The 15,672-nt window shown below is 49.0% G+C and carries 16 protein-coding genes; 13 read left to right on the forward strand and 3 right to left on the reverse strand.

All coding sequences use genetic code 11. The features are described 5' to 3' along the window. The first annotated feature begins 156 nt into the window (after positions 1-156). A complete protein-coding gene (locus tag EA392_04550) occupies positions 157-1,065 on the forward strand; it encodes a DUF1571 domain-containing protein (GenBank protein ID TVR40069.1) in 909 nt (302 codons plus the stop codon). An 18-nt stretch (positions 1,066-1,083) separates the two neighbouring features. Here the strand turns inward: EA392_04550 and EA392_04555 are convergent, their stop codons facing one another. After that, a complete protein-coding gene (locus tag EA392_04555; GenBank protein ID TVR40070.1) occupies positions 1,084-1,740 on the reverse strand; it encodes an HD domain-containing protein in 657 nt (218 codons plus the stop codon). A gap of 110 nt (positions 1,741-1,850) precedes the next feature. Here EA392_04555 and EA392_04560 point away from each other — a divergent pair, with 110 nt between their 5' ends. The 4 genes from EA392_04560 (at position 1,851) to EA392_04575 (ending at position 4,897) form a co-directional block, all read left to right on the forward strand. Next, the gene (locus tag EA392_04560) at positions 1,851-2,708 is read left to right on the forward strand and encodes a 30S ribosomal protein S16 (protein TVR40071.1); all 858 of its coding nucleotides are present in this window, start codon (positions 1,851-1,853) and stop codon (positions 2,706-2,708) included. A 15-nt stretch (positions 2,709-2,723) separates the two neighbouring features. Then, complete coding sequence (locus EA392_04565) at positions 2,724-3,251, forward strand: 16S rRNA processing protein RimM (protein TVR40072.1); 528 nt, start codon at positions 2,724-2,726, stop codon at positions 3,249-3,251. A gap of 2 nt (positions 3,252-3,253) precedes the next feature. Then, on the forward strand, positions 3,254-3,964 hold the full coding sequence (locus tag EA392_04570; protein TVR40073.1) for a methyltransferase domain-containing protein: 711 nt from the start codon (positions 3,254-3,256) through the stop codon (positions 3,962-3,964). A gap of 81 nt (positions 3,965-4,045) precedes the next feature. Next, complete coding sequence (locus EA392_04575; protein TVR40074.1) at positions 4,046-4,897, forward strand: carboxypeptidase regulatory-like domain-containing protein; 852 nt, start codon at positions 4,046-4,048, stop codon at positions 4,895-4,897. Positions 4,898-4,906: 9 nt separating this feature from the next. On the opposite strand, the gene EA392_04580 is transcribed toward EA392_04575, so the two are convergent. Then, a complete protein-coding gene (locus EA392_04580) occupies positions 4,907-6,253 on the reverse strand; it encodes a saccharopine dehydrogenase (protein ID TVR40075.1) in 1,347 nt (448 codons plus the stop codon). 154 nt (positions 6,254-6,407) lie between these two features. On the opposite strand from EA392_04580, the gene EA392_04585 reads away from it, so the two are divergent. The 6 genes from EA392_04585 to pckA all read left to right on the forward strand — a co-directional run bounded on the left by EA392_04585 (position 6,408) and on the right by pckA (position 13,113). Further along, positions 6,408-7,421: a DUF4476 domain-containing protein gene (locus tag EA392_04585; protein ID TVR40076.1), complete on the forward strand. Its 1,014-nt coding sequence runs from the start codon at positions 6,408-6,410 to the stop codon at positions 7,419-7,421. A 9-nt stretch (positions 7,422-7,430) separates the two neighbouring features. Further along, positions 7,431-8,798: a hypothetical protein gene (locus EA392_04590; GenBank protein TVR40077.1), complete on the forward strand. Its 1,368-nt coding sequence runs from the start codon at positions 7,431-7,433 to the stop codon at positions 8,796-8,798. Beyond that, positions 8,798-10,204, forward strand: a complete 1,407-nt coding sequence (locus EA392_04595; GenBank protein ID TVR40078.1) for a hypothetical protein — start codon at positions 8,798-8,800, stop codon at positions 10,202-10,204. The genes EA392_04590 and EA392_04595 overlap by 1 nt, the downstream gene beginning before the upstream one ends. A gap of 61 nt (positions 10,205-10,265) precedes the next feature. Beyond that, positions 10,266-10,871 (forward strand): hypothetical protein, encoded by a 606-nt coding sequence (locus tag EA392_04600; protein ID TVR40079.1) that lies wholly within the window; start codon positions 10,266-10,268, stop codon positions 10,869-10,871. An 81-nt stretch (positions 10,872-10,952) separates the two neighbouring features. Next, the gene (locus EA392_04605) at positions 10,953-11,366 is read left to right on the forward strand and encodes a DUF423 domain-containing protein (GenBank protein TVR40080.1); all 414 of its coding nucleotides are present in this window, start codon (positions 10,953-10,955) and stop codon (positions 11,364-11,366) included. Between the two features lie 130 nt (positions 11,367-11,496). Further along, entirely contained in the window at positions 11,497-13,113 is a 1,617-nt protein-coding gene (pckA, locus tag EA392_04610; GenBank protein TVR40081.1) for a phosphoenolpyruvate carboxykinase (ATP), read from the forward strand. Positions 13,114-13,446: 333 nt separating this feature from the next. Here the strand turns inward: pckA and EA392_04615 are convergent, their stop codons facing one another. Beyond that, positions 13,447-14,142: a DNA-binding response regulator gene (locus EA392_04615; protein TVR40112.1), complete on the reverse strand. Its 696-nt coding sequence runs from the start codon at positions 14,140-14,142 to the stop codon at positions 13,447-13,449. 60 nt (positions 14,143-14,202) lie between these two features. Between EA392_04615 and EA392_04620 the strand changes: the two genes are divergently transcribed. Together EA392_04620 and EA392_04625 are read left to right on the forward strand one after the other, a co-directional pair. Continuing rightward, positions 14,203-14,610, forward strand: a complete 408-nt coding sequence (locus EA392_04620; GenBank protein ID TVR40082.1) for a hotdog fold thioesterase — start codon at positions 14,203-14,205, stop codon at positions 14,608-14,610. Beyond that, positions 14,610-15,662 carry a hypothetical protein gene (locus EA392_04625; GenBank protein ID TVR40083.1) on the forward strand — a complete coding sequence of 351 codons (1,053 nt, stop codon included), beginning with the start codon at positions 14,610-14,612 and terminating at the stop codon, positions 15,660-15,662. The genes EA392_04620 and EA392_04625 overlap by 1 nt, the downstream gene beginning before the upstream one ends. The last annotated feature ends 10 nt before the right edge of the window (positions 15,663-15,672 follow it).

A 15,672-nucleotide genomic window follows, 5' to 3' on the forward strand; every position in this document is an offset into this window, starting at 1 on the left:
AAAGTTAATGGCTTCGGGTTACGCTCTTTGACTCCATGATTGAGATTTATTCACAATTACAGCAAGATGCTAGCATTCAGAGTATAACACAATTTTTGGTGGACGTCCATTTTTCACCTGCTCACTTTCCACAAGGAAAGAAGTATCTTTGGATTCGTGATTTCACACCGAAACAGACTCGCACCTCGCTGCATTTTCGCCACCTCGCTTTTGCTCACTCTGGGTATAGCTGCACAGGGACAAACCAAGCGCATCGTTGAAAAGGACGTTGAGAAGCGCTCCATAGGCTACGATTTGGTGATGAACATGTTTGAGCATTGCGCCAAAGTTCAAACCCTTCGCTGCAAAGTGAACAAAACGGAGCGATATGAGGGTGAATACCTGAGCGCGCGGTCGCAAATTACCATGAACTGTGTTCCGTACAGCGTGTACCTCAAGCAGCTTGAGCCGTCTGAGGGTGTTGAAGTGTTGTTTAGAGAAGATCAAAACAACAATAAGGCACTGGTGAATCCCAATGGTTTTCCGTGGATTAACCTCAATCTCGACCCCGCCGGTTCACTCATGCGAAACAAACAGCACCACATGGTGTACGACATGGGGTTCAGCAAGTTCAATCGCGTTCTGGATCACCTGCTCCAAAAATACGATGACCGCGCCCACGAGCTTGTATCCTATCTGGGAGAAGAAACCATCAACGGTCGCAAATGCGGCGTGGTGGAAATCCTGAATCATTTCTACTCCCTCACAACTTATACCGTGGGCACCAGCGAAACCACACGCACTGTAGCAGATTCATTAAAAATTGCGGAATACCGAATCATCGAGCTCAATCCACAGGTATCTGCCTACGGTCCGCTCAAGCCGGGCACTGTTCTCACCATTCCCAACGACTACGCACCCAAAATTCGTGTTTATATTGATCGCGAGTGGTATATCCCCGTTCGTTTTGAGGTGTACGATGATGATTTTAAACTATTTGAGGCCTACGAGTACGAGGATATCGAGATCAACGTTCAACTCAAAGAGGGCGAGCTCACCAAGGGTTTCAAGGATTACGGGTTCTGACAGGAAGCCTGTTTTTGCTCACCGCCCTCCTTCCCATTCAGCATAAAACTCATTGAGAAACTGCTCCATAAACTGGTGTCGGTGCAGGGCCATTTTTTGGGCTGTAGGGGTTTGCAGGCGGTCTTTGAGCAGCAGGAGTTTTTCGTAGAAATGGTTGATGGTCGGGGCCTGGCTTTGGCGGTAGTGGGCAAAACTGGAATGGAATACGGGCGGGTGGGTGGGGTCGTAAAGAGGCCGATGCCTGCTACCGCCAAAGGCAAAGGCCCGGGCAACACCAATGGCGCCCATTGCATCCAAACGATCTGCATCGCGAACCACCTGACCCTCTAAAGGCAAGGGGATATCTTCTACGCCTGCACCTTTGTAGCTTATCCCGTCAATAATTCCGAGCACAGCTTCGGCAACAAATTCTTCGCAGCCCGCATCAGCCATTATTTGCAACAACAGCTGCCTGCCCTCCTCTGGCGTACCCTTGAAGAGCTTGTGGTCGGTAACATCGTGTAGGAGGGCAGCGAGTTCTACCACAAAAAGGTCTGCACCCTCGTGCTTGGCAATGTTAACCGAAAGCCGGCGCACGCGATCTATGTGCCACCAATCGTGACCAGTACCTTCGCCTTCAAAACGTTTTTTCACTACTTCCTCAACCCTTGCTACTACCTGTTTCAAGTCGTTCATCGGTTTTGTATTAATTTTCAGCACAAAATACTTTCAGAGCTACAAAGAAAATAAGATATTTGCGGCCCTTAATTACAAACCTGGGTTTCGTACCCACAAAATGTGAATGAATGCCTGTTAAAATCAGATTGCAAAGACACGGAAAGAAAGGACGTCCTTTTTTCCACATTGTAGTTGCTGACGCACGAGCTCCGCGAGACGGACGCTACATTGAGCGCCTCGGAAGCTACAACCCAAACACCAACCCTGCCACCATTGATATCGATGTGGATTCGGCAGCTTCGTGGTTACAAAAAGGTGCACAGCCCACTGATACTGCGCGTGCCATCCTTTCGTACCGCGGTGTTTTGTACCGCAACCACCTGAACAGAGGTGTACTGAAAGGTGCACTTAGTCAGGAGGAAGCCGACAAGAAATTCGATGCCTGGGTGAATGAAAAGGAATCGAAAATCCAGGCCAAGATTGACCGTCTTGCCAACGAAAGCGACAGCGAGCGCAAAGCCCGCCTTGCTGCCGAGGCAGAGGCCAATCAGAAACGCGCAGATGAAATCGCTGCCAAACAAGCACCTCCCGCTGAGGAAGCCCCTGAAGCAGATGCTGCCCCTGAAGCTCCCGAAGCAGTTGCCGAGGCTCCCGTAGCCGAGGAAGCTCCTGCCGCTGAAGCTGCTCCCGTAGTTGAAGAGAAAGCCGAGGAAGCTACTGCTGCGGAGGAGAAAGCTGAAGCTGCTCCCGCAGTTGAAGAGAAAGCCGAGGAAGCTACTGCTGTGGAGGAGAAAGCTGAAGCTGCTCCCGCAGTTGAAGAAAAAGCTGAGGAAGCACCTGCTGCTGAAGAAAAAGCGGAAGAGGCGCCTGCGGCTGAGGAGAAAAAAGAAGAAGCTCCTGCTGCCGAGGAAAAGAAAGAAGAGGCTCCTGCTGAAGAAGCTCCCAAAGCCGAAGCAGCTGAAGACAAGGAAGAGAAAAAAGACTAATCCCCCGCGCATCCCATGCGAAAGGAGGATTGCTTTTATATCGGACTTGTCTCCAAAACATACAGTTACCGCGGTGAGTTGATTTTTCACCTTGAGGTTAACAACCCGGCGGACTTTCAGGAATTGGAATCAGTTTTCGTGGAGCGCCACGACAAACTGATTCCTTTTTTTATTGAGCATATGCTCTTCGATCGTCCGGGAGCCTACGCCCGTGTTAAACTGGAAGGTGTGGACGACGAGCACACAGCGCGCAGCCTGATCCGTTGTGCGCTTTACCTTCCGCTTTCTATGAAGCCAGAAGATGAAGACCCCGACGAAGACCCGTCCGTTCTCATAGGCTACACTGTGTGGGATGAAGAACTAGGAGACATCGGAAAAGTCATTGACTATTACGACCACCATGTAAACCCGCTTATTGAGGTGAGCGGCAAGCGCGGAAAAGCCCTTATACCTCTGCAGGATGCCTTTATTCTGGAAATAGATACAGACAAAGAGCAACTCAAGGTTTCCATTCCTGAAGAATTGTTCGGATTGAATCCGTAGCAATGCCGTCGTCTTATTTTCAATTCAAGCAATTTCGCATTGACCAGGATCGCTGCGCCATGAAGGTAGGCACAGATGGAGTGCTCCTGGGTGCGTGGGCTACACCCATGCACCCACCCCAAAAAATTCTTGATGTCGGAACCGGAACAGGGTTGGTTTCGCTGATGATGGCACAGCGATTTAACACGTCAAAAATAACCGCAATTGAGATTGATCCGGACGCAGCGCGACAGGCCCATGAGAATGTCTGTGCATCAAAATTTGCACAGCGAATTGAGGTCATTGAGGCTGATATTATGAACTGGCTCCCGTCGGCGCCACCAGACTTTATCGTATGCAACCCACCATTTTTCAAACATCAACTAGAAGCACCCGGCCACGCAAGAACACTTGCCCGACACCAAAAACGTTTTGACCTTTCTCAATTTCTCTACCACGCAAGGATTATCATTGCACCGGTTGGATCCATGGCCATCATCCTCCCCACGGGAGCTCTTTCAGAAGCAGAATACAAGCTTTACAACTGGTATCTCGCACGCAAAATGGCCATTCGCCCCACCCCAGGAAAGATGGCTCACCGCGAGTTGCTCCTTCTTACAACATTGCATTCAGAGACCGTCACAGAGCCCGATTTGATCATTGAATCAAGCGGAAGGCACAATTACAGCGAGGAGTACAAAGCGCTTACCCGGGATTTCTATCTGCACATGTAGCTGTTCAAGGATGGCAAAAGCGAAGTGTTAAGCCATCTTGAATATTGTGTATATTGGTGCCCGATTTAATCAAACACCATCATGAATTTTCGCATTAGTCTTTTCATCGGAGCTGCGCTATTGTTCGTGCTCGCTTCCTGCAAGAAAGAAGAGCCCAACGGAGTTACCACCCCAGCCAGTAAACTGCGGGGTAAAGTAGAATTGTATGACAAATGGGGCAACATTGTGATTACCGGACGCGCCGGAACCCAGGCTTTCCTCACAGGGCAGTTTCAAAACTTTCAGACTACTACTGACAACACCGGGCGCTTTGAATTCAACGACCTGCCGGACGGAACATATACTGTTTCCGTATCTCGCGAAGGATATGCAACCGGTCAAATTGCCAATATCTTGTTTTCCAAAAACAGCCCTACCCTGGCCGTTCAGGGTGAATATCAGCTCTTACCAACCATCAACCTCGGAGTAGCCAGTACTGCAGAAGTAGATAGCACGGAGTTTATGGTGTTTTACGAGACTCAAATTATTTACATTGACACCATCAACGAACCTTGGGAAACCGATATTGACACCGTGTCTGCAAACCTATACCTGAGAAGTGTAATAGGCCCGGTTACTCCGGTACCCAACGCAAAGGCGGGGTACAGAATCTTTTTGGGCAAGACGCCCAATACAAGCCCGTCCAACTACCTCCGAACCATACACGGCGTTGTAAACATCAATCAAACCAATCCACAAGCCGGAGTGGTTGAAATCATCTGGAACCAACAGCAATGGTCTAACCTGGGATTCAATAAAGGAGATGTGGTTTACGCCAGAATTTATGGCGATGCCGTAAACCCAATTTTATTCGAATCGCCCGGCGGTCAGACCATCTTCCCAACACTCTCAGATGAGTTTGGAGCCGGGATGGATATGATTGCCAATTTCTAGTTAAGCGTGCTACACAAAGTTTGGTGGAACCTCTTTCTCAACGAAACTCATCCCCAAGCTTTCCAGTTCTTTAAGAACGGGTATGTATATCTCCGGTTGAATCGGAATCAATGCCCCCCTCAAGTTGACGTTTCCGTTCAGGATGTGTCTTGCCGCAATACCAATAGGCAGACCTACAGTTTTGGACATTGCCGTATGGGTTTGATCCTCACCCAGCACAACGAGCGATGAATTGAACTCGCGCTTTTCACCTCCATCAAGGAAACCTACCTTGTGCCACATCACAATCATGTCGCGGTCACCCTCCTCCAGGCTCATCTTCTCTTCCATTCTTTTCTGGAGAATTTGTGCGGGAGTGGCGGCTTCCAAACCAATGGGATCATTTTCAAAAAGCCCGAGCCACTGCAGTAATTCCATGGCGGGGTCATCGTGTTCCATTTTGAGGTAGGCTCTTAGTTTAAGCTCAACCGAATCGTAAGGGTTGTAAGCTAAAAATGAGTTGATAAACTGTCGATACGTCATGGATGCAACATCCTCCATAACATAACTGTCATCGGTTGCCCCAAGCTGTACCAACACATTCCAGGCGCGGCAAAAACCCGGTCTTCGCAGCGTTCCCCGATAAATGGTGGGCACCTCCTTCAGTCCATACGATTCACGGTATTTCAAAGAATCGCGGTTGGCATAACCCTCAAACCTACCGAACCCCTCAATATCAATCAGCTCTGTACGACTAAAGAGCTTGTGGTAGGGGATGTACTTAAATCTCCCTCCGTGCTTGAACTGCACGACTCCACCTTGCCCGGCCACAACCACATTTCTGGGGTTCCAGGTAAATTTATATCCCCACGGATTATTGTCACTTTCAGGAGCGATGAGACCGCCTGTAAACGACTCAAAGCACTTTATATCACCGCCCTTCTCGCGAATTTCGTTCAGAAGTTTCATAGCTGAGAGGTGGTCAATGCCGGGGTCCAGCCCTATCTCATTCAAGGCGATCAAGCCTTTTTCTCTGAATGGCGCATCCAGCGCCTCTATCTCTTTGGTGATGTATGACGGAGTGATTACGTGCTTGCCAAACTCGAGGCAATCCCTCACCACTTCAAGATGCATGGATGCCGGAAGCATAGAAATCACCACGTCGTGACTGCTGATCAGTTTCCGCCTCAGCTCTTCATTTCTTGCATCAAACAGGGCGGCAGTACCTCTATCATGTCCGGCCACCTTACGTCTGGCCAATTGCTCGTCCAAATCACACACAGTAAGCTGCCAATCCTCAGCCTGCGCATTGCCAAGCATATACTTTATCAATGTTGAAGATGAGCGCCCCGCTCCGATGATCAAAACTTTCCTCATTACACGAATTCAATTTGGGCCAAATATACAGGTTCGGGTACATCCGTCTGAGGAGAAAAAAACCACTTTTCAACGTTGCGCTTGAGCTGATTTGGCACGCGTATTGAGAACACGTCGCCAAAACATTTACTTTTACCCTCCAAAACAAACAACCATGAAAACGCTGACCTTCCTCTTTTCATTTATCGCGCTGTCCTTTAGTGCTTTGAGCCAGCAAACTACCAATCTCGTGATATTCTCAGACCAGGGAGAGCCATTCTACGCGTTCGTTAACAGCGTAAAGCAGAATGAAAATGCCATGAGCAATGTAAAAATCACCGATTTACCGAGCGAAATGGCACGGATTAGAATTGTATTTGAAGATGAGAGCCTGGGCACATTGGATCGCAACTTCATGTTGCAATTCGGGCATGAAATTACCGCCCGAATCATGCAAAACCGCAAAGGCCAATATGTACTTCGTCCTTTTGGCGAGCCTGTTCCTATTTCAGCAGCGCCGGTGGTAGCAGACCAGCCTGTGATTATCTACCACGCCGAACCGGCCACTGCGGAACCCACTCCTGCCCGTCCTACAAACATCCCTGTTGCCGACGAGGAAGTAGTTCAAACCACAGTTGTGGTTACCGAGGGTGAACGCCCCGCTCGCCCGGCCGGCCAGGGTGCCTCCATCGGAATCAATGTGGATGGAGTTGGAATTTCCATGGATGTGAACATTCACGATGAAACCGGCAGTATGAGTAGCACGACTACCACTACTACCACTACTACCACCCGTCAGCCCGCAACCCGCCCTCAACCCGTAGACCCTGTCGTGGTTGAAGAAGAGGTAGTTGAACCCCTCGTTCCGGGTTACAGCGGTCCTATAGGTTGCTCAGGTTTTTTGATGTCCGACAGCCAGTTTGAACAAGCCAAGAAAACCATCAGCAACCAGACTTTTGAAGACAACAAAATCACCGTTGCCAAGCAAATCTCTGCCAGCAACTGCCTCACAACTTCTCAGGTGAAAGAACTGCTCCCCCTCTTCACCTTTGAAGACAGCAAGTTGGATTTTGCGAAGCACGCTTACGATCGCACTCACGACATCGGGAACTACTGGATGCTGAACGACAGCTTCACTTTTTCGTCCAGCGTGGATGATTTAAACCGATTTATCCAGTCTCGCAGATAACACCACAATTTGAAAAGCCTAAGCTACATAGTAACCCTTTTTGCCATTGTTGTCCTGTTGCCGGGCTGCGGAGGTGCCCAGTCATTAGCCAAGCGCGGCGACAGGATGAATGCTGCCGGTCTTTACACCGAAGCTGCTGACTTTTACTTTCAGGCGCTTCAGCGAAACAGAAACAACGTTCGGGCCCGAATAGGCATGTCGCAAACAGGTCAAAAGGTTTTGAACGACAGGCTGGATCGTTTCAGCAGAAGCAACAAATCCGGCGACCTGCATCAAGCAGTAAGGCAATACCGTGAAGCCCAAGCCTATCAGACCCAATTACGGCGGGTTGGTGTGGAGGTAAATATCCCCGAATTTTTTACCCAGGACTACGAAAGGAGCAAAGAAATTGTGCTGGAAGAACTTTATGAAGAAGCCGAAGAGTTACTTGCTGAGCAGCGCTTTGAAGATGCTAAAGCAAAGTTTGAAGAAGTAAAGGCTCTTGACCCAAACTTCCGGGATGCACGTGACCTGGCCGACAAAGCATTTAGCAAGCCCCTTTACATTCAGGGGAAAACAGCTTTGGACAACGGCGACTATCGCAAGGCACACGGATTTTTTCGGCAAATTCTGGATCGCACTCCCAACTTCAAAGACACTCGTGAACTTCAGCGGGAAGCGCTGGAAAAAGGGCGCATCGTGGTTGCCCTTGTTCCGTTTGAGAACGTATCGAACGAAGCCAATGTAGAAAAGAGAGTGAGTGCATACCTGCTTGATGAACTCTCGCGTTTACCAGATCCCTTTTTGCGCTTTGTGGATCGCAGTGATATGGAAAGGCTTATTGAGGAACAACAGTTAAGCCTTTCAGGACTGTTTAATGAAGAAACAGCTATTCGGGTAGGTGAACTGGCAGGCGCCAAGGCCATTATAACCGGTAAAGTATTAGACTACAGGGTTCAGGAGGGTCGTTTACAGCACACTCGCAGAAATGGGTTTGAGGGATTTCAAGTGCAACGCAAAAGTGCAGAAACAGGACAGACCTACTTCGAAACCCGATACCGCCCTGTGCAATACAGCGAGTACACCGGAAGCAATTCCGTACATCTTACCTTTCAGTATAAGCTGCTTTCGCTGGAATCCGGTGAAGTGCTTTCCTCCCGAATTATTGATCGTGAATCTCGGGATGCCATTCACTTTGCCGACTTCGACGGAAATGCAGCCATGCTCTTCCCAGCCAGTGGAAATGTGCGCAACCCGGCTCCTGCTGCCAAACGCCAGTTGGATGGATTGTTGCGGGCGCGCAGAACCATGAAATCAGCCACTGAACTTTCGAATGCACTATTCAACGACATCTCCAATCAGATCAGTCGTGAAGTAGCAACACAGATGTCAAAGTGATGCGCACCACTCACGTATGGCTCGTTCTTCCAACCATTTTATTGTTGATGTTGGGAGCTGGCTGCTCAGGCAAAAAGCAAGCGGCCCAGGAGTCTGTTTCTGCCGCAGAAGCAAACCCCCGCCCCCACTGGGTGGATCGCAAACCTACTTCCTCCGTGTTCTTTCACGGCATAGGTGTTGCCACCAGACGACCCAACAGCACCGATCACATTGAAACGGCACGTAACCTGGCATTAAACGACCTTGCCTCTGAGATACAAATTAACGTATCATCCAATTCTATCCTGTACACCCTGGAGCGCGACTACAAGTTCCAATCTGAATTTACCGAAACCATTCGAACAAGCACCAACCTCAATCTGGAAGGTTATGAACTGGTTGACACCTGGGAATCCAATGGGCAGTACTGGGTGTATTATCGTCTCAACAGATCTGAATTCTATGCCCGCAAGGAAGCGGAGAAACGCGCCGTACTTAACAATGCTGCCGATTTTTACCGAAACGGAAGAACGGCTTGGCAAAATCAACAGGTAGCCTCTGCGTTCGATTTGCAGGTACGCGCTCTTTCAATCATGAAACCCTATTGGGCCGAAAGCAACGAGTATGATTTAGACGGAAGAACAGTGCTGCTTGACAATGCCATACTTCAGGAAATTCAGGACATGGCCAACCATATCAATCTGGTAGCCCAACCCGCGCGGGTGGTGCTTAACCTGAGCAATGGGTTTAGCCAACAATGTGTTATTACTGCAAGCGACAGAATCACCGGCAGCATGCTCGGTGGAGTACCTGTTCGGTACCAATACAGAGCAAGTTCAGGAATCGTAAGAGACCTACAAAACACTGCTTCAAACGGAACCCTCATTGTTCCCATTAAAAACCCAGAGTTGACCACCACGTACAATGAACTTAGGGCACAAATTGAGCTGGAGCAATTATTTGACCGGCGCGCTCTGGACCGGGATATGCTCAGGTTGGTTCGCAATCTGCAAACCCCTGACCTCAAGGTGCAAATTGAGTTGGAAAGACCTGTGTTTTTCATCGAGAGTAACGAGCAAAACCTCAACAACCGCGAACTGCTTTCAAGATTGCGCGACCATTTCAGTAATGAGGTGATTAAAAACGGGCTACCTGTTTCTCAAAACCGCAATCAGGCGGATATTCTGGTATCCATTCATGCGCGCACGCGAAAAGGCGGTGAAACCAATGGCTTTGCAGTAGCTTTTTTGGATATGTCGCTGCGCCTTACTGATTTGGCTGGCAACAAGGTGTATTACGAAGAATCCATGAAAGATATAAGAGGTGTAAGCAACACGCATGAAAGGGCGGGTTTTACTGCTTTTGACCGCGGACAGGAGAGGATAGATCGCGCCTTTATGCAGCGAGTTTTGAATACGATAATGTAAGAAATAACTATTTTGGCACAGTTTGTGAAAAACCCTTGACAAATCATAAAAAACGGAAATCATGAAAGCTCTAATCAACCCCCGTGTATTTACCATGAGTCTTCTGGCTCTGGGGCTGGCCATCGGCTCAACCAGCTGCGGAAAGAAAAAGAAAGCCGCACAACCAGGACCTGCCCCTACAGGAGAAGTTCGTATCACTCAGTACTGTGCCGGACCGGATTACTTTAGCGACAGCAAGTTCTTCCGCGCCAATAACCTCGGTGAAAGCATGGATCAGGCAACGGCCAAGCGACGTGCCTATACCAACGCAAGAGCAGATCTCGCGTCAGCTATTAACACCACCGTGAAACGTGTAATTGATGATTACGTGCTGACCCGCGAGTTCAACAACCGAGAGGAAATTGAAGAGCGATACGAAGCCCTTACCCGAGAGGTAGTTGACCAGCAGCTCAATGGAATCCGCACCATTTGCGAAGAAGTGGTTCGGGTAACTGAAAACGGTAACTTCAAGTACTACGTAGCCATCGAGCTGAGTGGAGAAGAGTTGGCCAACGCCATCAACCAGGGCATCAGCCGCGACGAGCGTCTGCGCATTGACTACGACTACGAGCGTTTCAAAGAAACCTTCGACAAGGAGATGGAGCGCATGGCCAGAGAGCGAAACTAACGACTCCAAGCATACTGAAAACCGCCCCAATCAAGGGGCGGTTTTTTTATATCCCTCATCTTGACTTCGTACATTAGCCGCATGAATAAAAAGATGTTTATCGCAGCCTGTTTAATGATGGCCATTGCAGTGATTCTGGGTGCTATCGGCGCCCACTCGCTCAAAGAAAGACTGAGCGCAGAAATGCTTCAATCATTCGAAACAGGTGTGCGATATCAAATCTATCATTCGCTGGCCCTGCTTCTTCTGGCCTTTCACACAAAGCACTTTAGCAAAAAACTGTTTCGCACGGCCACAACTTTTTTCTTCGGAGGCATTCTGTTCTTCTCGGGTTCCATTTATGCACTCGCGGCTGCATCACTGGCAGGCGTTGAGCTTGCTCCCCATATTTGGTGGGTAACCCCGCTCGGAGGACTCTATCTTATCGCGGCATGGTTGTTCCTCGCACTCTCCGCCGTGCGCAACGGCAACGGCATCCCCAGCGCACAGGAATAGGAATGGTCACGTTTCTGCCGTCATTGGTGATAACGCGTTGGTAAATCATGGGGGCGTTCACTGGGCTGCTTCTAGCTAAAAGCCTACCTTTGTCGTTCGTTTATTTAATCATTGACTAAAACAGATCAATATGACCGTATTCGGACGTAAACCGGACAATGCTGACCTGAGCTACCTCGGTTTAGAGAACACAGCAAACGTTTTTTGGAACCTGACTCCCGCTGAACTGGTAGAGGAAACCATTGTGAATGGAATGGGTATCCTTACCCACACAGGTGCTCTCGCCATCAATACCGGTGAGTTTACTGGACGATCACCCAAAGACCGGTTCCTCGTAAGCGACGAACTTACTGAAGACAATGTATGGTGGGGCGATATCAACAAAAGATTTGATGCGGCTCACTTCGACAAACTACTCAATCGCCTTCAGGCTTATCTCTGCAACCGGGACGTGTACGTTAAAGACGCTTCTATTTGCGCTGACCCCAAGTATCGTTTGAATGTTCGCGTTGTTTCTGAATACCCTTGGTCGAATCTCTTTGTCGACAACATGTTCATTAGGCTGAACAATGAGGAGATCAAAGGTTTTTCTCCAGACTGGAACGTAGTATGTGCTCCCGGTTTTCACGCTGATCCTGCCATTGACCATACCCGCCAGCACAACTTCGCCATTGTGAATTTCGCCAAACAAATGATCATCATCGGCGGAACCGGCTACACCGGCGAAATCAAAAAGGGAATTTTCTCGGTGCTGAATTTCGTTCTACCATACAAGCACAATGTATTGCCCATGCACTGTTCAGCCAACGTAGGTGAGGACGGAGATACTGCCATTTTCTTTGGTCTGTCAGGCACAGGTAAAACTACACTCTCATCCGATCCCAACCGCCGTCTGATTGGCGACGACGAGCACGGATGGGCCAACGGAAGCGTGTTTAACTTTGAAGGTGGTTGCTACGCCAAATGCATTGACCTGTCTGAAGACAAAGAGCCTCAAATTTTCAACGCCATTAAGTTCGGTGCCCTTCTTGAAAACATAGGCTTTGACGAAAACGATCCGTCAAAACCCGATTACACCGATTCTACAATCACCGAAAACACCCGCGTGAGCTATCCTCTACACCATATTGACAACATTATGGTGCCCTCGGTGGGTAGCGATGCCAAAAACATTTTCTTCCTTACCTGTGATGCATATGGCGTATTGCCTCCCATCTCTAAACTTTCGCGGGGGCAAGCTATGTACCACTTCATGTCGGGTTACACCGCCAAAGTTGCAGGTACCGAAGCCGGTATTACCGACCCGGTAACCGCCTTCTCGGCCTGTTTTGGTGCTCCGTTTATGCCGCTGCACCCTTCTAAATACGCTGAAATGCTCGGAAAGAAAATGGACGAAAACGACGTGCGCGTGTGGTTGATCAACACGGGCTGGTCGGGCGGAGCATACGGTGTGGGCGAGCGTATCAAGTTGCGTTATACCCGCGCCATGATTACGGCTGCCCTTCGCGGTGAACTTGACAACGTTGAGTATAAAGAGCACGAGGTGTTTGGCCTTCACATGCCACTCACCTGTCCCGAGGTACCCGATGAAATGCTCGACCCCAAATCAACATGGAGCGACGCTGCGGCTTACGATGCACAAGCGCTTAAACTGGCAGAGAAATTCATCGAAAACTTTCGCAAGTTTGAGGAGCACACCAACGGTGAAATAAAATCTTCAGGACCGCGCATCAAGCAAAACGCCTGACCCCTGCTTTTAAGCACTTTTGCAAAAAACGCCTCCGAAATCGGAAGGCGTTTTTTTATGACCGAATCCAAAAAACAAAAGAGCGCCCCGTTGGACGCTCTTCTGCTAAAACCTGCAAGGAAATTTGAAACCATCACAACTTTTCGATTTGCTTCTTTAAAGTTGTACCCCTAAAACGCAGCCTAAAAACTTGGTTGCCTTTTTTTGTGGCTTTTTTTTTCACTTTATCGTCAAATAATGCTTTTCATCGGGAATTTCAACCCTCTCGTCGGCATGAAGAAACAATCATTGGGGCGGCTTTTCAGCTTCTAAAACCCATGAAACGGCACAAAACTATTCTTCGCAATTGGTGAATCTGTAGCCCACTCCGCGGACACTCTGAAAAAACCGAGGTTCGCGTGGGTCGGGCTCAAAGTATTTTCTGAATGCCACCACAAAGTTATCAATGGTGCGCAGCGATGGAGTGGCGTCGTCGCCCCAAATAGTATCGAGAATCTCCTCGCGGGAAACCACCTCACCCTCACGCTGAACAAGCAGGCGCAAAAGCATACATTCTTTGTGTGTGAGTGTGCGACGGCCCATGTTTCCGGTTTGTGCCTCGTAAGACACAAAATCCACATGATTACCGCCAAAACTGTAGGTTTTCAAACCTGACTCTACCGGAATAACAGCCGTTCGCTCCAGCAGCCGCTCAACCCGCAACAGTAATTCCTCCAGGTTAAAAGGTTTGGTGAGATAGTCATCACCGCCAATTTTCAAGCCCTTTACACGATCTGTACCGGCACTTTTGGCCGTAAGAAACAATACCGGAATCCGATTACCCTCTTTGCGAATCGTTTCACAAACCGTGAAACCATCCAACCCCGGGAGCATGACGTCCATCACAACCAAATCATAGAGGTTGTTGCGGAGTTTCTCCAGCGCATCGATACCCGATTCAGAGCAATGCACATCGTACCCTTCCAACTCCAGGTTTAACCGAATGGCCTCCATCAAATTTTCCTCGTCTTCAACCAGCAGAATGCGCATATCCATGAACTTTGCCCCCAAAATTAACGCTATCTTTACAACCCCTTTCAAAGCTTGTTCATGGACCTTCTGGAAAAAGCCAATCAATTCAATAAGAACACTCTCATGGAAACGCTCGGAATTGAGTACACCGCCATTGGTGACGATTTTATCCGAGCTAAAATGCCCGTTGACCACCGCACCCATCAACCCATGGGTTTGCTTCATGGAGGCGCTACGGCAGCCCTGGCCGAATCCATGGGAAGCCTCGGCTCGTACCTGATGATTGACCAGGATAATCAGGCGGTAGTGGGTATTGAAATCAATGCCAACCACCTCCGCAGCGCCAGAAAAGGATACGTTTTTGCCGAGGGGAAACTCATCCACAAAGGAAAAACGCTGCATGTTTGGGATATCAAAGTTTGGGACGAGCGCGAAAAACAAATCGCCATTTGCCGCCTTACCAATATGATTATCCCCAGGCCCTGATGGGAGCAGAACTTTCAGACGCACTTGCTCTTTTGCGCTTGCCGGGTAGAGAAACCGAAGCCTTTTCGGGTTCAGCGTCTCAAAACCCTGGATTTCCGGCAATTTCAAGCGACGGATTTCTCTATATGCCCTTTGGTGAAGATAGCGAACAAGCTTTTTTTCTGGAGCCAGACCCAGATGTGGAAAATGTACGTAGTCAGATTGCACATTTCACCAAAAACCTCCACGCAGATGCCATACCTGATACCGACCCCGTTGATTATCAAATTCAGGCACAAACCATACTCGGTGATTTGCGCCATGGAGGAATGAAAAAAGTGATTCTCTCAAGGGTGAAGCAAACCCCTGTTCCGGATGGTTTTAACCCCTTGAGCTTGTTCGACAGACTTTGCCAGGTGTATCCCAACGCTACTATTCACCTCTTGATACAAAAAGGGCAATTTGCGTGGCTGGGCGCAACACCGGAATTGCTGCTCGATTTTGAAAACAGAGAACTCAAAACGGTATCCCTGGCAGGTACCAGGGCTTTGCTCCCCGACGGCACTCCGTCTGCCGATTGGAGCAACAAAGAGCTGGAAGAGCAACAATTGGTTACTGAATTCATTCGCGATGTTCTCGAACAAACTCCTCATCTCAACCTTCAGAAAATAGAAGCCGCACATTCGGTTCGGGCGGGAAATGTGATTCACCTTTGCAGCCGCTTTTTTGCCCAATCCGAAAAAGGTTTTAGTTGGACAAGTTTGCTGAAGCGACTTCACCCTACCCCTGCTATCGCTGGCTTACCGCGGGATGCAGCGCTCAAGCTGATTGAACAAACCGAATCACACCCGCGTTCATACTATGGCGGCTTTTTAGGGAAAGCGGGGCCCGACTCAGCCAGACTATATCTCAATCTGCGCTGTCTCCGTTTTACAAACACCGCAATTGAATATTACGCCGGGGGTGGCTACACAGCCGCGTCGGATGCCGAAGATGAATGGAATGAAACTGAACATAAAATCCGTACTCTTTTGTCGGTAGTTGAAAATTTGCGCAACTTCGAAAAGACTTAAATCCCTGACT

It is taken from the genome of Cryomorphaceae bacterium, assembly GCA_007695365.1.
Taxonomy (GTDB): domain Bacteria; phylum Bacteroidota; class Bacteroidia; order Flavobacteriales_D; family SKUL01; genus SKUL01.

Excerpts from the sequence above, each read along its gene's own strand:
- EA392_04555 (TVR40070.1), bottom strand. The coding sequence starts at position 1,740 with ATGAACGACTTGAAACAGGTAGTAGCAAGGGTTGAGGAAGTAGTGAAA.
- EA392_04560 (TVR40071.1), top strand. The coding sequence starts at position 1,851 with ATGCCTGTTAAAATCAGATTGCAAAGACACGGAAAGAAAGGACGTCCT.
- EA392_04565 (TVR40072.1), top strand. The coding sequence starts at position 2,724 with ATGCGAAAGGAGGATTGCTTTTATATCGGACTTGTCTCCAAAACATAC.
- EA392_04570 (TVR40073.1), top strand. The coding sequence starts at position 3,254 with ATGCCGTCGTCTTATTTTCAATTCAAGCAATTTCGCATTGACCAGGAT.
- EA392_04575 (TVR40074.1), top strand. The coding sequence starts at position 4,046 with ATGAATTTTCGCATTAGTCTTTTCATCGGAGCTGCGCTATTGTTCGTG.
- EA392_04580 (TVR40075.1), bottom strand. The coding sequence starts at position 6,253 with ATGAGGAAAGTTTTGATCATCGGAGCGGGGCGCTCATCTTCAACATTG.
- EA392_04585 (TVR40076.1), top strand. The coding sequence starts at position 6,408 with ATGAAAACGCTGACCTTCCTCTTTTCATTTATCGCGCTGTCCTTTAGT.
- EA392_04595 (TVR40078.1), top strand. The coding sequence starts at position 8,798 with ATGCGCACCACTCACGTATGGCTCGTTCTTCCAACCATTTTATTGTTG.
- EA392_04600 (TVR40079.1), top strand. The coding sequence starts at position 10,266 with ATGAAAGCTCTAATCAACCCCCGTGTATTTACCATGAGTCTTCTGGCT.
- EA392_04605 (TVR40080.1), top strand. The coding sequence starts at position 10,953 with ATGAATAAAAAGATGTTTATCGCAGCCTGTTTAATGATGGCCATTGCA.
- pckA (TVR40081.1), top strand. The coding sequence starts at position 11,497 with ATGACCGTATTCGGACGTAAACCGGACAATGCTGACCTGAGCTACCTC.
- EA392_04615 (TVR40112.1), bottom strand. The coding sequence starts at position 14,142 with ATGCGCATTCTGCTGGTTGAAGACGAGGAAAATTTGATGGAGGCCATT.
- EA392_04620 (TVR40082.1), top strand. The coding sequence starts at position 14,203 with ATGGACCTTCTGGAAAAAGCCAATCAATTCAATAAGAACACTCTCATG.
- EA392_04625 (TVR40083.1), top strand. The coding sequence starts at position 14,610 with ATGGGAGCAGAACTTTCAGACGCACTTGCTCTTTTGCGCTTGCCGGGT.